Source organism: Maribacter sp. PR1 (genome assembly GCF_028464145.1).
In the GTDB taxonomy this organism is placed as follows: Bacteria; Bacteroidota; Bacteroidia; order Flavobacteriales; family Flavobacteriaceae; genus Maribacter.
Genome location: NZ_JAQPCG010000001.1, coordinates 170,517 through 189,821, shown reverse-complemented (window position 1 = coordinate 189,821; position 19,305 = coordinate 170,517). Strand labels below are relative to the sequence as shown.

Sequence of the window (19,305 nt, the reverse complement as noted above, 5' to 3'; positions counted from 1 at the left end):
GGGTTTAAGAGTTGATTCTAGAGAAATGACATTTTAACCGATTTTAATTTTTGGCGGGTTAATTGATATTTAATTATTTATGTCCGATAACGAACATTTTACATTTTCTAATTCAGTCCTTTTGGCACCCCTATTTGGTGTTTTAGCGATTTGGTTTACCTTTTGGATGGAATTGTTGAATGAAACCAATTTCAACGACTTTGGTATTTACCCGAGAACCTTGTCAGGGATAAAAGGGATTATTTTCAGCCCTTTTATTCATGGTTCATTAGAGCATTTGTATAACAATACGATTCCATTGGCCATATTACTTGCCGCTCTCTTTTATTTTTATAGAAATGTAGCCCTAAAAGTATTGTTTTTCGGTATTTTGCTATCTGGGTTGATAACTTGGGGAATAGGTAGACCCTCTTATCATATTGGTGCCAGCGGACTCATATACGTGCTGGCAAGTTTTATTTTTTTTAAAGGTATTTTTGCCAAACACTTTCGATTGGTCTCCTTATCCCTAATCGTGGTTTTTATTTATGGCAGTCTTTTATGGTATATTTTTCCGGTTAAGGAGGGTATTTCATGGGAAGGACACTTGGGAGGCTTTCTTACTGGGTTAATTTTTGCCTTTATCATAAATGCCAAAGTCCCGAAGCCCAAAAAGTTTGAATGGGAACATGAGGATTATAATGAGGATGAAGACCCATTTCTGAAACATTTTGATGACGATGGTAATTTTATAGAATCCGATGATGAAAACGAAGCGGAGGAGACAATCTCAATAAAGTACCATTATAAAAAAGACGATACGGATTAATTGGACATTCTTTGCCTAACTGCTTCATAGAGGAAAACAGCACAAGCAACAGAAACGTTAAGCGATTTAATTTCTCCTAACAGAGGGAGTTTGGCACAATAATCGGAGGCTTTTAAAATAGAAGGTGAAATACCTTGATCTTCCGCACCCATAATAATTGCGATCGGTTCTTTAAATGAAATGTCATAAATGGAATCATTGGTTTTTTCCGTTGCGGAGACAATTTTTATTCCTGAAGCCTGTAGAAAAAATAGGGCATCTTTAATATGGTCCACCTTTGCAATGGGAACTTTAAAGGCGGCCCCAGCGGATGTTTTAATGGTGTCCGAAGTTACTGGTGCTGCACCTTTTTTCTGAATGATGATACCATCTACTCCGGTACATTCCGCCGTCCTTATGATAGCTCCAAAATTTCGAACATCGGATAACTGATCCAATAGTAAAAATAGGGGAGGGGTAGACTTTTTATTGGCCCTCTCAACCAATTCTTCAAGATTATGAAACGTTATTGGGGATATATTGGCAACTGCACCCTGATGGTTGTTTTTTGTAAGACGATTTAATTTTTCTACAGGTACATACACCAGATTGATATTGTTCTGGCGTAGTAGGCCTTCCAATTCCTTCATTAAATCGCCTTTAAGCCCCTTTTGTAGAAATACCTTATCTATTTCCTCCTTGGAATTAACGGCTTCTATAATGGCCCTAATACCATAAACTTGAGTGGTTTTTTGCATGGAGTAAATAAAAAACTACATCGCTATTATAAAATCAATAGACATATAATTAAATTTGTAGTACAAATTTACCCTTTTAAAAGAACCTATTCTTTAATAAAATTAAAAAAAGATTAAATAGTAAAATATACAGTTAGTTCAAACTATCGTAATATTGGACTAGTTTAATTAAATCTTCTTCCTTTTCTAAATTTAATTTTTCAGTAGAAACGTACTTTTTTAAAGTATCATACTTGTCTGGAAAGGAATTTAGTATTTTAGACTTTTTCAATTTAATCTCAATAGGTGCGTCATTTCCAAACTTTAGAAAATAAGCTTCATGCTTATTAAAGCTAGCTGGAGTAGCTGTGTGAAAACTAGTTTTAGCTTCCTTTGCTGGTTTTAGTGTAACGTATTTTCGTAAGTACAAATTTACTTTGTTACCATCACTTTTTTCTATAAAAAAACCCTTCTTGATAGTTTGGTCATCACTTTTGTAATTAAGGACTACATACTTTTCGTTTTTTAATATGACTGCAATACCATCTACTTTATTTATAAAGTTGTTACCTTTTGGGTTACTGACCTCCATTTCGTCTGCATAAGCATTATACCTCATTAAGAATTGCCCTAAGTCCAAACTATCTTTAAAAGATAATTCTCCATTCACGAACATTTCATCAAAATAAGGTTCACCCTCAATTTCTTCAACCTTAAGTTCATTGTTCATACCTTTTTTTAGCACCTCTTGAAATATATCTCTACTACGCATCATATTATTAGCGGCAAGATTGGCTTCAAAATTCGCATTTGATTGACGTCCATTTACATTTCCATATTGTGAAAATGCGGTTAAACTTGTAAATAGTAGCGAAAAAAATACTGAGAGTAGTTGAAATGTTTTCATATTTATTGTTTTTAGATGTTCCTTAGAATAATATCAAAAATTGTACCAAATAGCACAATTTATATTTTATTCTTCTAAACCAAGATTTATAATGGAATCGTCATTTTCGTTATAGTGATAAGCTCTCCAGTAGAAACCATTTCTCTTAAACTTCCAGGCAATTTGTTTTTCCTTGGTAACTTCCCATAATCCAAAATCACCTTCGGCGATTAATACATTTCCGTTAGGTAATTTAACTGCTCCGGATACCTTGGGAGCATAAAGGTTTTGGTTGGTGTAAGTCCAAGTTACATTCGGTTCATTATCTATGCCAGTGTGCAAATCAAATTCGTTTGGAAGTTGAATTTCATAAACGGTGGATCTTTCTAGTTCTCCTCCGTTTGAAAATATCATAATTTTTCCAGTATCAATCCCCTCAAGAAGATTTGGAAAATGATTATTAGTAAAAAGTCTCTTTCCTGCATTATTTTTATAAGCTGATGGGTTTCCGAATCTATATATTAAGTCTCCTCCTTTGCTGTAGTTCCCTCCATTACTACCCTTTGCCTCTTCCTTGGTTGTACTGTGATCTATAACCCAAATTTCACTATAGAAATTTGCACTAAGGTATATCACGTCCTTGCTGGCGTCATATGCTATACCATTCCCATGGGTAAGGTCACCGCTTTCGTCAACTGTATAATTTATGTCTATTCGTTGTGGGTTTGCAGATACATTACCGTAGTTTGCCTTGGTCTCATCAAAATCTTGTATTAAATGATCCCAAACATACCACTCCCAAACAATTGTATTTGTGTCAGGGTTAATTTCAATGAGTCCGTCTGGAAATGTTTCTGTATTTAAGATGTATCCCGCTTCAATAGATTCAGTACTTGTTTTACGTTCCCAAACCATAGTTAGAACATTTCCATTAGGTAGCATAAGCGCATCATGGTGAAGAATATAATTATCTGTAGCATAGGTATAAGACCATTCTACAGATGCATCTTTGTTAAGGATTGAAACTTTACCCCCAAAACCTCCAAGCTTAATTTTTGGATCTGGAACTTCTAGCATTGCGAGTAATTTTCCATTATCCATTAGGTATACATCATTACCAAGACGTTCTTCCCCTAGAGGCCATTCATAAATGGTTTTACCATTCTTGTTGATCAAGTAAACTCTATTGGCGGCGGCATCATTTATAAGTACCAAACCATCATAAACCTCAGAGGGAAGGGAGTAGGTAATACCTTCTTCTATTTCACTATCTATTTCTTCTTCTATTTCATCTTCGGATAAAATATTTTCTTCTGATATTTCTTCGATTATGGGTGAATCCGATTGATTTTCACAAGAAATGATAAGGCAACCCAAAGTGCAAAACAAAAGAAACGGGTACAAAAAAAATCTTTTCATTATTATTAATAACTAATAAAAGGTTGTATGAACTAAATTACTAAAAGAACGGGACTTTAATTAAGCTTATCCGAAAAATGCTAGTCTCTTTTTGTTCGATCAGTGTATTCAAATAGCTTATTAAATAAAAAAAGCCAACCTATTTCTAGATTGACTTTTTTTACAACTGAAATGTATGTTTAAACCACTATTCGTTACATAGATTCAATGGTATGGGCCCGGCAGCGGACCCGGCTTCATAAGAAGCAATTAAATTTCCGCTGGGAGCGTATATTTGAAAGGATATTTCTCCGTAGGCATCTCCGGGAAAGAACCAATCAGCTGACGTTAAACCCGATGGAATAGTAACAGTAGCCGTTCCTTGACTTGGGTCATCTATACACGGGTAACCTGGTGTTTCATATGGAGAACAAAGACCAACTTGGATTTCATCACCATTCGATAAGGTAATTGTTATCCCAGGGCCACCGGAGGTATTGGAAGTTTGCCAACCATCTCCATAAGAATCTTGCATTACAACGGTATAATCCCCGGCAGGAGGTGAATCCAAAATACATACGATCGTATTGTCATATTGAAATCCGGATGCAAAAAATTGACCTGTAACATTTCCGTTTACGTTGGTACTCGTATACACAGATCCATCTTCCAAAATCATCGCTAAACGAACTCTGATAATGTCTCCACCATCTACTCTTGGAAGGTCATCACCTATGTTCAGTGTTGATATGGCATCCGCTCCATTGATGTTCAATACATATCTTGGTTTGCCACTCTCCGTGCTTATGGTAAATTCCGAAGCAGGAACTGTTGTGAACAAAACATCGGGAATACTGATATCTTCATCATCCAATTCGGTTTCGGTTTCTCCCTCAACATCAACAAAGTTGTCCAATAGGGAAAGATAAACTTCCATAGATGCAAAACGAGTACCGCCTTGGAAGTCATCGGCTTCCACTTCTACGAAGAAATTAGATCCTTCCGGGGCACTTTTGTTGATATTCCTAGGACTGACTACATCTATAGTTCTTAGAACTGCAGCCTGGTCCAATGCATCCAGAGGGAAAGGATTTTTTTCTTCGTCCGTACATGCCACAACAACAAGAAGGGCAGGAAGAAAAAGTAATAATTTATTTATTTTTTTCATGATTCTAGTTTCTTAAGATTAATACTATTCTAAAGTTGGACCACCTTCTGCCCAGAAAACTCTCTCAGCTTGACTAGCTTTTTGTTCAGCATTGGAATTTTGGTTCACTAATTCGTTTGGATAAAGGAAAGAGTTTATGTAATCTCCAGGATTGGATAAATAAGTAGGCTGCATATCTGATGGGAAGCCTGTACGTCTATAGGTGTTATAGGCTTCAACACCGTTGCCCCAAAGAGCTTTCATATACTCGTTAACAACTATTTCCAATCTGTCATCCCCACTAGCACTATCGTAAGCGGATAATACAGTGTCTACGTAGCTATCAACATCCTCCGTAGTAGGAACATAAAGATCGCGAACCGTTAGTGATTCGTCCTCTGCCGTATCTGGATCATCGGCGATTACTACATCATCCAAATAGTCCAATCTTTCTCCAAATCCAATTACCTTTGTGATGGATGCCCTTATACCTGCTTCTAAATAGGCCCTGGCATCTCCGTTTACACCAGCGGTCAAAGCTCCTTCGGCCAACATGAAATTAGTAAAGGAAGATAGCATGATTGGAGAAATTCCTGCACCTTGCAATCCAATAAACCTTCCTGATACTGCTTCACCTCTACTGTCGTCAAATAGACCCCCAACTGGGTATACTCCCCAAGTTGAACGTAATCCTCCATCTGGTGGAATTCCGTCGTTATCGCCATGATCACGGCCCCAATAACCACCTCCCGGATCACAGAACACATCACTTGGAGAGTAGCTAGTTGGTCTTGGTTGTGTTATACATTCTGCTTCATTGGGGTCTTCGGTAAAGTCCAATGATTGTCTGTAGAAATAGTAACGAGTTCTTGGGTCCCTACCTAAATACTCATCCTTAACCCTTACCATATAGGAATTGGACATATAGTCTGCCACATCCGCTGGTACATTAAAATTTCTTGTAAACAAAGGATGTCTACTATCCGGGTTGGCGTTGGTAGCAGAATATTGATATGCAAAATCATCAGCTTCGGATAAAATTAGATTTCCCTCGCTTAAAAGGGCATTAATTTTACCTCCTACACTTGAATCTACTAATCGTGTCTGTAAATACAGTTTTAGCTTAAGTGTATTGGCTAAATTAATCCATTTGGATTCATCCCCGCCATAAAATATATCAGATGGAGCACCATTAAGTTCATCTCTGTTAAACTGAGTAATCGCTTCGTCTAAAAGAGTTTCTACCGCTGCATAAATAGCCGCATCATCATCCAAAGTTGGATTTGTGTTTTCTGCGCCTAACAAAGCTTCAGAATAAGGTATTTCACCAAAATAGTCTACTAAAGTCATTACGATATAAGCTTCAATAGTTTTACTTATACCAATGTGAGTATACAATTGCGCTTCCTCTGCAATTGGTTCAATTGCCCTTACGTCCGCAAGAACTTCCGAATACGCCTGTTCCCATGCCGTGTCAAAGTCACTTGGTGGATATGCGTTTGTATACGTTGGTCCGAACATGTGTAACATTCTAGTTACCTCGGCCCCTTCCTCCGATACGCCTATTGTAGTCAACCCTCTTGCGTCGCCATCAAAGAAGATACCAAGCCCTACTTCGATAGAGTTCAAGAATAAATCTGCATCAGCTTGTGCAGGAGTTAATGCATTTGGACTGTCCAGTATTTGCAACTCCGTGCTTTCACAAGCATTCAATCCAAAGGCAAGGGCTAAAACACCCAGTCCTTTGTTTATTGTTTGTTGATATTTTTTTAACATTTTTTTAAAATTTATAGCGTTTATCATTAAAATGTTGCATTTATACTAAGACCATATCTTCGAGAACTTGGTCCTGTGATGTAATCAATTCCCTGTCCGTTACCAACTCCAGTACTTAGGGTATTGGTGTCGAATCTTACATCATCCGGGAAGTTAAATGCCTTGTACCAAATATTGTTACCGCTTAACGTAAAGCTTAGTTTGCCGAAGGGAGTTTTATCCAACCATTTTTGTGGCATGGCGTAACCTATGCTTACTTCGTTAAGTCTTAGCGTAGTTCCATCGTAAATTTGAAGGTCGTTCCCGTCACTAAAACCGATAATGTCAAAACCGACGTTTGTAGCGGTTACCTGTATATTGTTCGGGTCACCATTTTCCAATACACCTGGTAGAATGTAAGTAGCCTCACGATCAACACCGGCAACTGCTACGGTTCCTCTACCTAAAAGGGTTGAGGCGGTTTGAGAGAAAATATCCCCACCATGACGATATAAGATATTTGCCGATAATGATAATCCTTTGTAGGTAAAAGATGTTGTTAAACCTGCATTCCAGTCAGGGTTAGGGTCTCCGATAATTTCTATATCGTTGCCCACTAAATAAAGACCATCACCACCAACAATCCTGTTTCCTGCATCGTCTCTAAGTGTAGCCCTACCTTGTAAAACACCAAATGGTTGGCCTTCTACAGCGTAATTAGCAGGTCGACCGCCAATAGAGGAAGTCAATACAATTTGATCGGTTCCTTCTGGTAAGGCAGTCACCAAACTTTCATCGGCAAAAAAGTTACCGGAAAGGTTCCATCTAAAGTCTTGTGTACTGATCGGCGTGAAATCAAAATCTACCTCGATACCCTTGGTTTCCAATGAACCTGCGTTAATTCGTGTTACTTCAAAACCGGTTGAAGGATCTAGATTTTGATCGGTAATCAAGTCCTCAGAAGTTTTTTTGTAAACACTCACATTCAAGGAAAGGCGATTTCTAAAGAATTGGGCATCTATCCCAGCTTCTATTTCGGATACGGTTTCCGCCTTTAAATTAGGATTACCTAATCGATTGGCAACTGAATTACTGGATAAAACAGTACCTCCTTGATTAACAAATGCCCGTGAAGACAATGATAGTTGATTTCTTGTTCCATATACATCTGGGAAACCTGCGGATGTACCGTAGCCTACCCTCATTTTTAAACTACTCAAGAAATTATCGCTAACCATTCCTTCTATAAATTTGGTAGGAATAAAGGATACACTGGCCGCTGGATAGAAAATACTATAGTTGTCCCGCTCCAAGGTTGAGCTCCAGTCATTTCTGGCTGCCAAGTTCAGGAACAATCCTTCTTTGTAACCTAGAGTTACATCTCCATATATACCCATTTGGTTTTCTTCGGATAGAAACGCAATTTCGTTACCGGTAAAGCTATTTACCGTAGCGTGGTTTACAAAATTGAAATGTCTTAAAACCCCGAAAGCCAATTGTTGGGTACTTTCAACACCATCCCTGTCAAACGTGTCATTACGTGATTGCGCCCCTAGGACGGTCTGCAAACTAAAGTCTTCAGATAAATCCTTATCGTATGTAAGATTTATTGTATGGTTCCAAATTTTATTTTTTACGGTAGTAGTTCTAAATATACCATTTGGGTCACCATCAACACCACCTTTATTTTGTCCATAAGTTCCCAATTCCGTATAGGTATCAAGGCCTAATTGATAAGATAGTCCAAGCACATCGGAAATCTGATAGTTAAAACTTAAATTACCATATATACGTTCCGTATTTTGACTGGTTTTGGCATTCGCCAACGTCCAACGAGGGTTTTGGATATCATTACCAGAACGATAATAAATACTCCTACCGGTTGAAGTTTGAAATGGAAGTCCAAATAAATCGACTCCTCTTGGAGTATACATTACATCTCCGAATACGGAGGAACCATCTCCGACGGTACCACTACCAGCAGAAGCCGATATTGGTGGTGTCCTGTAGTCTGTATTTGCGTAATTTAATGTACCGCTTACCGTTATTTTATTGGATAGGTTAGCAGAACCTCCAAGACTAATATTGTTACGAATAACTTTATTGCCAGGGGTAAATCCTTTATCTTCCAAATGTCCTAAATTAACATTATAGGTTGCGTTGTCAGAAGAACCACGAAGGTTTACCGAGTTCGTTGAAACACCACCCGTTCTAAAGAATTCCTGGACACTATTATAATTTTGATACCTATAGTCCGACGCTGCTAAATCTTGAAATTCGGCAGTTAAGGTGTTATCGTTTATCGCAGAAAATGGATGGCGAACCAATACTGTACCATCATCAGCAATTCCTCGGAAATTTGATCCATAAGGAAACTGTCTCTGGTCGGCAAAATCGGGTCCCCAGTTACTGAAAAAGAATCCAAATGCTTGGTGGAAACCTCCTCCATATTGTTTTTGGAATTTTGGCAAGATCGCATTACTTATAAAGTAAGATGAGTTAACCGAAACTTCCAGTTTTTCTGCTGTAGCCTTAGAACTACCTCCTTTGGTAGTAATCAAAACAACACCGTTTCTACCTCTTTCACCATAAAGTACCGTAGCACTCAAACCTTTCAAAACTTTAACGTTTTCTATTGAATTTGGATCTAAATCCAAGAAACGGCTAGATTCACCCGCACTATCAAAGAAATCGGATTGTTCATTTGCGCCACCATCAAAAGGTACCCCATCTACAATGAATAGGGGTTGGTTACTTCCCGATATTGAGGTGTAACCACGAATAATAAAATTAGTACCCGAACCGGAAACACCATTGGTGGCGGTAATATTTACACCAGCGGCTTTACCTTGTAAAATCCTACCGATATCGCCTTGCGCTCGGTCCTCGATTTGCTCACTTCCAACATCACTTACGGCATATCCAAGAGAACCTGCCTCCCTTTTTATGTTTTGTGCTACCACTACAACCTCTTCCAAAGCTTGGGCGTCCTCTTCCATTTGTACATTAATTGTACTACTGGCACCTACAGTTTGTGTTACTGGTCTTTGGCCAATGTAAGTGAACAATAAATTTTGCCCTACAGAAGCAGTTATGGAATAGTTCCCATCAAAATCCGACTGTGTACCTGTAGTTGTGCCCTGCACAACTATATTTACGCCGGGCAACGGGAGTCCACTTTGGTCGGTAACTGTACCAGAAACCGTTTTTTCCTGTGCATAGGTAATATGCACAATCAACGCCAACAAGAGCGTCAACAATCCATTTAGTTTTGTTCTCATTTTTTAATTATTTGAATTAGCTAGAGGCAAAAATCACAAAATGGAGTTAATAATCCAAGTGAATTTTAATAAAACTTTAAGAATCCGAAGTATTATCAGAAGTTATAGATTAAACACTATTGGGATTTTACATTATGTAATATAACACGTGAATTATTGAGAATATCATAATGTTTTTCAAATTCCCGAACAAAAATATGACTTGCCCGTAGTTCCTTTTAGAAGATGTTGAGTATTCTTCGTTGTCAAGTGGTTTAGAATTGCTTTTTCGAATAATCAAATCAGGTTCTAACGGGGTCTTAAAAAAACTTTGAAAATTTTTACAACAGGGTTTGATTTATAGTGAAATATCACTACATTTGCCGACCCTTAAACAAAGGGTAATTTTTATACATATTTATATAGTATGCCAACAATTTCACAATTAGTACGAACAGGAAGGGCCACAGTTACCAAGAAGAGTAAATCGGCTGCTTTGGATTCGTGTCCTCAAAGGAGGGGAGTATGTACACGTGTATATACGACTACCCCTAAGAAACCAAACTCTGCAATGCGAAAGGTTGCTAGGGTGAGGTTGACTAATGGGAAAGAGGTTAACGCCTACATCCCAGGTGAGGGTCACAATTTGCAAGAGCACTCGATAGTATTGGTAAGAGGCGGAAGAGTTAAGGATTTGCCAGGAGTTAGATATCATATCGTTCGTGGGGCATTGGACACAGCAGGTGTGGCCGGTAGAACCCAACGTAGGTCTAAGTACGGAGCTAAACGTCCTAAGAAGTAATTAACACTTTTTAAAGAGAAGTAATGAGAAAAAGACAGGCAAAGAAAAGACCACTTTTACCAGATCCGAGATTTAACGATCAGTTGGTAACCAGATTCGTCAACATGATGATGTGGGATGGTAAGAAATCGGTAGCGTTCAGTGTTTTCTATGATGCGATCGATATCGTGGATGCAAAAAAAACCGATGAAGAAAAAACTGCTTTAGAGCTTTGGAAAGATGCATTGAGTAATGTAATGCCTCACGTTGAAGTTAGAAGTAGAAGAGTTGGAGGTGCAACCTTTCAGATACCAATGCAGATTAGGCCGGATAGAAAGATTTCTACGGCAATGAAATGGCTGATAAGCTATTCAAGAAAGCGTAATGAAAAAGGAATGTCCCAAAAGTTGGCAGCTGAAATTTTAGCTGCAGCTAAGGAAGAAGGTGCTGCCGTTAAGAAAAGGGTTGATACCCACAAGATGGCAGAAGCGAATAAAGCATTTTCTCACTTTAGATTTTAATCAGAAATGGCAAGAGATTTAAAATATACAAGAAATATAGGTATTGCGGCTCATATTGATGCTGGTAAAACAACAACAACGGAGCGTATACTTTTTTATACAGGTGTAAGCCATAAAATTGGTGAGGTTCATGATGGTGCTGCCACGATGGACTGGATGGAGCAGGAGCAGGAAAGAGGTATTACCATAACGTCCGCTGCAACTACGTGCTCATGGACTTTTCCTATGGAAAATGCACAGCCTACACCGGATGCAAAGGATTACCATTTTAATATTATAGATACCCCAGGCCACGTTGATTTTACCGTTGAGGTAAACAGATCTTTGCGTGTCTTGGATGGATTGGTCTTTTTGTTTAGTGCTGTTGATGGTGTTGAGCCTCAATCGGAGACTAACTGGAGATTGGCCGATAACTATAAGGTGCCAAGAATAGGTTTCGTCAATAAAATGGACCGTCAAGGTTCTAACTTCCTTATGGTATGTAAGCAAGTTAAGGAGATGTTAGGTTCAAATGCTGTTCCTATTGTTCTTCCTATTGGTGAGGAAGCCGATTTTAAAGGAATCGTCGATTTGGCAAAGAACAGGGCTATCGTTTGGCATGAAGATAACTTTGGTTCTACTTTCGATGTTATTGATATTCCTGAAGAAATGAAGGCTGAAGTTAAGGAGTTTAGAGCTGCCCTAATAGAAGCTGTTGCTGAATATGATGAAGAGTTGATGGAAAAATTCTTTGAAGATGAAGATTCCATAACAGAAGAAGAAGTACATGCGGCCTTAAGAGCGGCTGTAATGGATAGGGCTATTATACCTATGATTTGTGGTTCTTCCTTTAAGAACAAAGGTGTTCAATTTTTGTTGGACGCAGTATGTAGGTATTTGCCTTCACCAATAGACAAAGAGGCTATTGAAGGAACTAATCCTGAAACAGGTGAGGTAGAAAGCCGCAAGCCAAATGTAAAGGAACCTTTCTCTGCATTGGCCTTTAAGATTGCAACCGACCCGTTTGTTGGTAGGCTGGCATTCTTTAGAACCTACTCCGGTCGTTTGGATGCAGGTTCTTATATCTTAAATAATAGGTCAGGTAAAAAGGAACGTATCTCACGTATTTATCAGATGCATTCAAATAAACAGAATGCTATTGACTTCATTGAAGCGGGTGATATTGGTGCTGCCGTAGGTTTTAAGGATATTAAAACAGGAGATACCATGTCTTCTGAAAAACATCCTATTGTTTTGGAGAGTATGAACTTCCCTGATCCGGTTATTGGTATCGCTGTTGAGCCTAAAACTAAAGTTGATGTAGACAAGCTAGGTATGGCTTTGGCCAAATTAGCTGAAGAGGATCCAACTTTCCAGGTAAAAACTGATGAGTCATCAGGGCAAACCATCATCTCAGGAATGGGTGAGCTTCACTTGGATATTATTGTTGATAGATTAAGAAGAGAATTCAAGGTTGAGGTTACACAAGGTGAGCCACAAGTTGAATATAAGGAAGCTTTAACGAAAACAGCTGCACACAGGGAAACTTATAAAAAGCAATCTGGTGGTCGTGGTAAATTTGGTGACATTGTCTTTGAAATGGGACCTGCTGATGAAGATTTTGAAGGGGAAGGATTGCAGTTCGTAGATGAAATTAAAGGAGGTCGTATACCAAAAGAATTCATTCCTGCTGTGGAGAAAGGATTTACCGCTGCTATGCAAAACGGGCCTTTAGCCGGATATGAAATGGATACGATGAAAGTTGTGTTGAAGGATGGATCTTTCCACCCTGTGGATTCAGATGCCCTTTCTTTCGAATTGGCGGCAAAAATGGGTTATAAGGCCGCTGGTAAAGCAGCTGGTGCGGTAATCATGGAGCCGGTAATGAAAATAGAGGTTATCACACCTGAAGAAAACATGGGTGATATAGTAGGTGATTTGAATAGAAGAAGGGGTACGATAAGTAATATGAGTGATAGGGCAGGTGCTAAAGTAGTTAAAGGTACCGTTCCATTATCAGAAATGTTCGGGTACGTAACTTCTTTAAGAACCCTCTCATCTGGTAGAGCAACTTCTACCATGGAGTTCTCGCACTATGCGGAAACACCTTCAAATATATCTGAAGAAGTGATAAAGGCAGCAAAAGGTATAACAGCATAATCTAAGGTAATGAGTCAGAAAATTAGAATAAAACTTAAATCTTACGATCACAATTTGGTAGATAAGTCTGCTGAGAAAATCGTAAAAACGGTAAAGACTACCGGTGCTGTTGTGACGGGACCAATTCCTTTGCCAACACATAAGAAAATATTCACAGTATTGCGTTCACCGCACGTGAATAAGAAATCGAGAGAGCAGTTCCAGTTAAGTTCATATAAAAGACTTTTGGATATTTATAGCTCCTCTTCCAAAACAATTGACGCCCTAATGAAGTTGGAGCTTCCCAGTGGTGTTGAGGTAGAGATAAAGGTATAAGTTTAAAGTTGGAAGTAAATAACTTCCAACTACATGTCCTGAGCTGCGGGCGAGGGAAAAACGGAGATAAAATAATTTCAGGGTTGAATTATTTTTGACCCTATTTTTTTGAATAATTTTTAATAACAAGTAATTAATAATTTAAGTATGTCTGGGTTAATAGGAAAAAAAGTAGGCATGACTAGCATTTTCGACGAGAATGGAAAAAACATTCCATGTACCGTTATAGAAGCTGGACCATGTGTAGTTACCCAAGTCAGAACCGAAGAGGTTGACGGGTATAAAGCCCTTCAGCTTGGTTTCGATGACAAGGCAGAAAAACGTGCTAATAAGGCCGAATCCGGTCACTTTAAAAAAGCAGGTGCTTCTCCCAAGAAAAAAGTCGTTGAATTTCATGGTTTTGGAGAGGGTTACAAATTGGGAGACACTGTAGGTGTGGACGTTTTTGTAGAAGGTGAATTTGTAGATGTGATAGGAACATCTAAAGGTAAAGGTTTTCAGGGGGTTGTTAAAAGGCATGGCTTCGGTGGTGTTGGACAATCTACCCACGGCCAGCACAACAGACTTAGAGCTCCTGGTTCTATTGGTGCCGCGTCTTATCCGGCTAGAGTTTTCAAAGGAATGAAAATGGCTGGTAGAATGGGTTCTGATCGTGTTACGGTACAAAATCTAAGAGTTTTAAAAGTAGTTCCAGAAAAAAATCTTTTGGTTGTAAAAGGTTGTGTTCCGGGCCATAAGAATGCTTATGTAACCATACAAAGGTGGATGTAATGAAAGTAGCAGTTTTAGATATTACAGGAAAAGATACAGGCAGAAAGGCGGAACTTTCTGATACCGTTTTTGGAATAGAGCCAAACGAACATGCGGTTTATTTAGATGTTAAGCAATATTTGGCTCATCAGCGACAAGGTACTCACAAAGCTAAGGAGCGTGGTGAGATTGCCGGGAGTACAAGAAAGATAAAGAAGCAAAAAGGTACGGGTACGGCAAGAGCCGGTAGTATTAAATCTCCGATCTTTAGAGGAGGAGGAAGAATTTTTGGGCCAAGACCAAAGGATTATACGCAAAAATTGAATAAAAATTTGAAGCGTTTGGCCAGAAAATCCGCTCTTAGCATTAAGTCTAAAGACAAGGCTATAATGGTAGTTGAGGACTTTGATTTTGACACCCCGAAAACAAAGGATTTTGTAAATGTTTTAAAGTCTTTGGGATTGGAAAACAAAAAGTCTTTAATTGTGTTGGGTGATTCAAATAAAGGCGTATATTTGTCTTCTCGTAATTTTGGGGGTTCTGATGTTATAACTAATTCAGAATTAAGCACTTACAAAATACTAAATGCATCAAGTGTTGTGTTGTTGGAGGGCTCTCTAGAAGGAATTGAATCGAATTTAAATAATAAGTAGAATCATGAGTGTGTTGATAAAACCAATTATAACGGAAAAAATGACTGCGGACAGCGAGTTGAACAACCGTTATGGTTTCCTGGTTGATCCGAAGGCCAACAAGATTCAGATTAAGGATGCTGTTGAGGCTACTTATGGTGTTTCGGTCAAAAAAGTTAGAACCATGAATTATGGGCCTACAAGAAAATCCAGATATACGAAAACTGGTGTACAACATGGAAAAACAAATGTTACGAAAAAGGCAATTGTTGATGTTGTAGAGGGTGATATAATTGATTTTTACAGTAATCTATAAAGACGAGAAATGTCAGTTAGAAAATTAAAACCAATCACTCCTGGACAGCGTTTTAGAGTAGTTAATGGGTTTGACGCCATAACTACTGATAAGCCGGAGAAAAGCTTGCTTGCTCCGTTAAAAAAGTCGGGAGGTAGAAACAGTCAAGGAAAAATGACTATACGTCAGAAAGGCGGCGGTCATAAGAGAAGATATCGTGTTATTGATTTTAAAAGGGATAAGCAAGATGTTGCGGCTACCGTAAAATCAATTCAATACGATCCTAATAGAACTGCATTTATTGCTTTGTTGGAGTATGCTGATGGTGAAAAGCGATATGTGGTTGCACAAAACGGTTTAAAGGTTGATCAACAGGTTTCTGCTGGGTCAGGATCTGCCCCTGAGATAGGGAATGCACTGCCTTTAAGTGAAATTCCATTAGGGACTATTGTTTCCTGTATAGAATTACGTCCGGGTCAAGGTGCTGTAATGGCGAGAAGTGCCGGTACATTTGCACAGTTAATGGCCAAGGACGGTAAGTTTGTCACCGTTAAAATGCCTTCAGGTGAAACCAGATTGATTTTGTCTGGATGTATGGCAACTGTTGGTGCAGTTTCAAACTCGGATCATCAATTGTTGGTTTCCGGTAAAGCTGGTAGAAGTAGATGGTTGGGTAGAAGACCACGTACTAGACCGGTTGCTATGAACCCTGTCGATCACCCAATGGGAGGTGGAGAAGGTAGAGCGTCTGGTGGTCATCCAAGATCTAGAAACGGTGTGCCTGCTAAAGGGTATAGAACTCGTTCTAGAACAAAAAGTACCAATAAATATATAATAGAACGTAGAAAGAAATAAAAAGTAGAAAGAAATGGCACGTTCACTAAAAAAAGGACCTTACGTTCATTACAGTTTAGAGAAGAAGATACAGCAAAGTGTTTCTTCCGGTAAAAAGTCCGTAATAAAAACATGGTCTAGAGCATCAATGATTACTCCGGATTTTGTAGGGCTTACAATAGCTGTTCATAATGGAAGACAATTTGTACCTGTTTTCATTACTGAGAATATGGTAGGACATAAATTAGGAGAATTTTCACCAACGCGTTCCTTTAGAGGTCATGCAGGTGCAAAGAATAAAGGTAAGAAGTAAGCTATGGGAGTTCGTAAAAAACAAATGGCCGAAAGAATAAAGGCAGAAAAGCAAAAAGTGGCTTTTGCAAAATTGAACAATTGCCCTACTTCGCCAAGAAAAATGAGGCTAGTAGCTGATTTGGTTCGTGGTGAGAAGGTTGAAAAGGCCCTTGCTATCTTAAGGTTTAACCCTAAGGAAGCTTCAAGAAAGTTGGAAAAATTATTGCTTTCAGCTTTAGCTAATTGGCAAGCAAAAAATGAAGATGCCAGCTTGGAGGATGCAGATTTGGTTGTTGCCGAAATTCGTGTGGATAGTGGCGCTATGTTGAAAAGATTACGTCCGGCTCCACAAGGAAGAGCACACAGGATAAGAAAACGTTCGAACCATGTAACCTTAATTTTGGGTTCTAATAATAATACAGAAAGCTAGAATGGGACAGAAAACTAATCCAATAGGAAATCGTCTAGGAATCATCAGGGGATGGGAATCTAACTGGTACGGAGGAAATGATTACGGTGATAAACTGGCAGAGGACGACAAAATCAGAAAGTATATCCATGCTAGGTTGTCAAAGGCAAGTGTTTCTAGAGTTATTATAGAAAGAACGCTAAAATTGATAACGGTTACTGTAACCACTGCTAGACCGGGTATTATTATCGGTAAAGGTGGGCAAGAAGTAGATAAGCTAAAGGAAGAGCTTAAGAAAATTACCAACAAGGAGGTTCAGATTAATATTTACGAGATTAAGAGACCGGAGTTGGATGCCAACCTTGTGGCTGCGAGTATTGCACGCCAAATAGAAAGTAGAATTTCATTTAGAAGGGCTATAAAAATGGCGATTGCAGCTGCTATGAGAATGAATGCCGAAGGTATTAAAATTCAAATTTCAGGTCGTCTTAACGGAGCTGAGATGGCGCGTTCCGAATCTTATAAAGATGGAAGGATTCCGCTGTCTACTTTTAGGGCGGATATAGATTATGCCTTGCACGAAGCCCAGACTACTTATGGAAAACTAGGTATCAAGGTTTGGATTATGAAGGGTGAGGTTTACGGAAAAAGAGAGCTTTCTCCATTGGTTGGAATGCAAAAAGGACAATCATCTAAAGGTGGAAAGAAAGACGGTGGAAGAAAACCTCGTCGTAGAAAGTAATAATTAAAGAAGTAGAGAAAAATGTTACAACCAAAAAGAACGAAGTTCCGAAAAATGCAGAAAGGCCGTATGAAAGGCAATGCCGGTAGAGGGCATCAACTTTCAAATGGTATGTTCGGAATAAAATCTATGGACTCTTCTTTTTTGACATCCCGTCAAATCGAAGCCGCTCGTATTGCAGCTACGAGATATATGAAAAGGGAAGGTCAATTATGGATTAAAATATTTCCAGATAAGCCGATTACCAAAAAACCTCTAGAAGTACGTATGGGTAAAGGTAAGGGTGCGCCGGAATATTTTGTAGCCGTTGTGAAACCTGGAAGGGTAATGTTTGAAATTGCAGGTGTTTCTATCGATATAGCTAAGGAGGCGCTTAGACTGGCCGCACAGAAACTTCCTGTTAGAACAAAATTTATTGTTGCAAGAGATTATACAGTTGACAATTAATCGTAGGAAATCATGAAAAAACAAGAAATTAAGGAATTGTCTGTTGAAGGACTTACGGAAAAACTTGCAGAGTATAAAAAGCAGCATGCGGATTTAAAAATGGCTCATTTTGTGACTCCATTGGAAAACCCTCTTCAAATTAGAAAAGTAAGAAGAACGGTTGCAAGATTAGCTACTGAATTAACTAAAAGGGAAAACCAATAATTGGTTCTGCTTTATGGAAAAAAGAAACTTAAGAAAAGAGAGAGTCGGGGTAGTAACAAGTGATAAAATGGAAAAATCCATCGTTGTCGCCGAGGTTAAAAGAGTAAAACACCCCATGTACGGTAAGTTCGTTTTGAAAACAAAGAAATATGTTGCTCATGACGAAAAGAACGATTGTAATATCGGTGATACCGTAAAGATTATGGAGACACGTCCTATGAGCAAGACCAAGTGTTGGAGGTTAGTAGAAATCTTAGAAAGAGCCAAATAAGTTATGTTACAGCAAGAATCTAGATTAAAGGTAGCGGATAATACCGGAGCAAAGGAAGTTTTAACTATCCGTGTTCTTGGGGGTACAAAAAGAAGATATGCTTCTATTGGTGATAAAATTGTTGTTACCGTTAAGGAAGCTACTCCAAACGGAGGTATAAAAAAAGGTGCTGTTTCTACTGCTGTAGTGGTTAGAACAAAAAAGGAGGTTAGAAGACCGGATGGTTCTTATATCCGTTTTGATGATAACGCATGTGTTTTGTTAAACCCTACTGGTGAAATGCGCGGAACTCGTGTATTTGGTCCTGTGGCAAGAGAGCTTAGGGACAAGCAGTTTATGAAAATTGTTTCATTGGCCCCGGAGGTACTATAATTTGATTATCAAGATGAAAAAGTTAAAAATAAAAACAGGAGATACGGTAAGAGTCGTTGCTGGGGACCATAAAGGTTCTGAAGGTAAGGTAATGACCGTAAATCTTGAAAAGAATAAAGCGATTGTAGAGGGAGTAAATATGGTTTCTAAACATGAGAAGCCAAGTGCAAAGAACCCTCAAGGTGGTATCGTAAAAAAGGAAGCTTTTATTCATGTTTCCAATCTATCGTTAATTGATTCCAAATCGGGTGAAACTACACGAGTTGGGTATGAAATGAGAGATGGAAAAAAGGTTAGGTTTTCCAAGAAATCAAATGAAGTAATTTAGT

23 protein-coding genes are annotated in these 19,305 nt (G+C 38.6%); 17 read left to right on the top strand and 6 right to left on the bottom strand.

Annotation, left to right across the window (positions count from 1 at the left end):
* The first annotated feature begins 79 nt into the window (after positions 1-79).
* Complete coding sequence (locus PP182_RS00925) at positions 80-808, top strand: rhomboid family intramembrane serine protease (protein ID WP_272649446.1); 729 nt, start codon at positions 80-82, stop codon at positions 806-808.
* Here the strand turns inward: PP182_RS00925 and rlmB are convergent.
* From rlmB to PP182_RS00895, 6 genes are all read right to left on the bottom strand, one after another.
* Complete coding sequence (gene rlmB, locus PP182_RS00920; protein WP_272649445.1) at positions 805-1,545, bottom strand: 23S rRNA (guanosine(2251)-2'-O)-methyltransferase RlmB; 741 nt, start codon at positions 1,543-1,545, stop codon at positions 805-807. The two genes, PP182_RS00925 and rlmB, sit on opposite strands and share 4 nt — an antisense overlap.
* A gap of 133 nt (positions 1,546-1,678) precedes the next feature.
* Complete coding sequence (locus PP182_RS00915) at positions 1,679-2,431, bottom strand: hypothetical protein (RefSeq protein WP_272649444.1); 753 nt, start codon at positions 2,429-2,431, stop codon at positions 1,679-1,681.
* Positions 2,432-2,497: 66 nt separating this feature from the next.
* Positions 2,498-3,829 carry an aryl-sulfate sulfotransferase gene (locus PP182_RS00910; RefSeq protein WP_272649443.1) on the bottom strand — a complete coding sequence of 444 codons (1,332 nt, stop codon included), beginning with the start codon at positions 3,827-3,829 and terminating at the stop codon, positions 2,498-2,500.
* 187 nt (positions 3,830-4,016) lie between these two features.
* Complete coding sequence (locus PP182_RS00905; RefSeq protein WP_272649442.1) at positions 4,017-4,976, bottom strand: hypothetical protein; 960 nt, start codon at positions 4,974-4,976, stop codon at positions 4,017-4,019.
* Between the two features lie 24 nt (positions 4,977-5,000).
* The gene (locus PP182_RS00900; RefSeq protein WP_272649441.1) at positions 5,001-6,731 is read right to left on the bottom strand and encodes a SusD/RagB family nutrient-binding outer membrane lipoprotein; all 1,731 of its coding nucleotides are present in this window, start codon (positions 6,729-6,731) and stop codon (positions 5,001-5,003) included.
* A 26-nt stretch (positions 6,732-6,757) separates the two neighbouring features.
* A complete protein-coding gene (locus PP182_RS00895) occupies positions 6,758-9,991 on the bottom strand; it encodes a SusC/RagA family TonB-linked outer membrane protein (protein WP_272649440.1) in 3,234 nt (1,077 codons plus the stop codon).
* A 406-nt stretch (positions 9,992-10,397) separates the two neighbouring features.
* On the opposite strand from PP182_RS00895, the gene rpsL reads away from it, so the two are divergent.
* The 16 genes from rpsL to rplX all read left to right on the top strand — a co-directional run bounded on the left by rpsL (position 10,398) and on the right by rplX (position 19,304).
* Complete coding sequence (gene rpsL / locus PP182_RS00890) at positions 10,398-10,772, top strand: 30S ribosomal protein S12 (protein ID WP_272649439.1); 375 nt, start codon at positions 10,398-10,400, stop codon at positions 10,770-10,772.
* A 23-nt stretch (positions 10,773-10,795) separates the two neighbouring features.
* Positions 10,796-11,272 (top strand): 30S ribosomal protein S7, encoded by a 477-nt coding sequence (gene rpsG, locus PP182_RS00885; protein ID WP_272649438.1) that lies wholly within the window; start codon positions 10,796-10,798, stop codon positions 11,270-11,272.
* A gap of 6 nt (positions 11,273-11,278) precedes the next feature.
* Positions 11,279-13,411, top strand: a complete 2,133-nt coding sequence (fusA, locus tag PP182_RS00880; RefSeq protein WP_272649437.1) for an elongation factor G — start codon at positions 11,279-11,281, stop codon at positions 13,409-13,411.
* Positions 13,412-13,420: 9 nt separating this feature from the next.
* Positions 13,421-13,726, top strand: coding sequence for a 30S ribosomal protein S10 (gene rpsJ, locus PP182_RS00875; protein ID WP_007094989.1), 306 nt, complete (start codon positions 13,421-13,423; stop codon positions 13,724-13,726).
* A gap of 147 nt (positions 13,727-13,873) precedes the next feature.
* On the top strand, positions 13,874-14,497 hold the full coding sequence (gene rplC, locus PP182_RS00870; RefSeq protein ID WP_272649436.1) for a 50S ribosomal protein L3: 624 nt from the start codon (positions 13,874-13,876) through the stop codon (positions 14,495-14,497).
* Positions 14,497-15,129 (top strand): 50S ribosomal protein L4, encoded by a 633-nt coding sequence (rplD, locus tag PP182_RS00865; protein WP_272649435.1) that lies wholly within the window; start codon positions 14,497-14,499, stop codon positions 15,127-15,129. The genes rplC and rplD overlap by 1 nt, the downstream gene beginning before the upstream one ends.
* Positions 15,130-15,133: 4 nt before the next feature.
* Positions 15,134-15,424 carry a 50S ribosomal protein L23 gene (gene rplW, locus PP182_RS00860; protein WP_272649434.1) on the top strand — a complete coding sequence of 97 codons (291 nt, stop codon included), beginning with the start codon at positions 15,134-15,136 and terminating at the stop codon, positions 15,422-15,424.
* Between the two features lie 9 nt (positions 15,425-15,433).
* A complete protein-coding gene (gene rplB / locus PP182_RS00855) occupies positions 15,434-16,258 on the top strand; it encodes a 50S ribosomal protein L2 (protein ID WP_272649433.1) in 825 nt (274 codons plus the stop codon).
* A 13-nt stretch (positions 16,259-16,271) separates the two neighbouring features.
* Positions 16,272-16,550, top strand: a complete 279-nt coding sequence (gene rpsS, locus PP182_RS00850) for a 30S ribosomal protein S19 (protein WP_272649432.1) — start codon at positions 16,272-16,274, stop codon at positions 16,548-16,550.
* Positions 16,551-16,553: 3 nt separating this feature from the next.
* Positions 16,554-16,961, top strand: a complete 408-nt coding sequence (rplV, locus tag PP182_RS00845; RefSeq protein ID WP_272649431.1) for a 50S ribosomal protein L22 — start codon at positions 16,554-16,556, stop codon at positions 16,959-16,961.
* Position 16,962: 1 nt separating this feature from the next.
* A complete protein-coding gene (gene rpsC, locus PP182_RS00840) occupies positions 16,963-17,682 on the top strand; it encodes a 30S ribosomal protein S3 (RefSeq protein ID WP_272649430.1) in 720 nt (239 codons plus the stop codon).
* A gap of 21 nt (positions 17,683-17,703) precedes the next feature.
* Positions 17,704-18,129: a 50S ribosomal protein L16 gene (gene rplP / locus PP182_RS00835; RefSeq protein ID WP_094996005.1), complete on the top strand. Its 426-nt coding sequence runs from the start codon at positions 17,704-17,706 to the stop codon at positions 18,127-18,129.
* 12 nt (positions 18,130-18,141) lie between these two features.
* Positions 18,142-18,333: a 50S ribosomal protein L29 gene (gene rpmC / locus PP182_RS00830; protein ID WP_047246268.1), complete on the top strand. Its 192-nt coding sequence runs from the start codon at positions 18,142-18,144 to the stop codon at positions 18,331-18,333.
* A gap of 13 nt (positions 18,334-18,346) precedes the next feature.
* Positions 18,347-18,604, top strand: coding sequence for a 30S ribosomal protein S17 (rpsQ, locus tag PP182_RS00825; protein ID WP_079510393.1), 258 nt, complete (start codon positions 18,347-18,349; stop codon positions 18,602-18,604).
* 3 nt (positions 18,605-18,607) lie between these two features.
* Complete coding sequence (gene rplN, locus PP182_RS00820; protein ID WP_013993867.1) at positions 18,608-18,976, top strand: 50S ribosomal protein L14; 369 nt, start codon at positions 18,608-18,610, stop codon at positions 18,974-18,976.
* A gap of 13 nt (positions 18,977-18,989) precedes the next feature.
* Positions 18,990-19,304: a 50S ribosomal protein L24 gene (rplX, locus tag PP182_RS00815; RefSeq protein WP_272649429.1), complete on the top strand. Its 315-nt coding sequence runs from the start codon at positions 18,990-18,992 to the stop codon at positions 19,302-19,304.
* The last annotated feature ends 1 nt before the right edge of the window (position 19,305 follow it).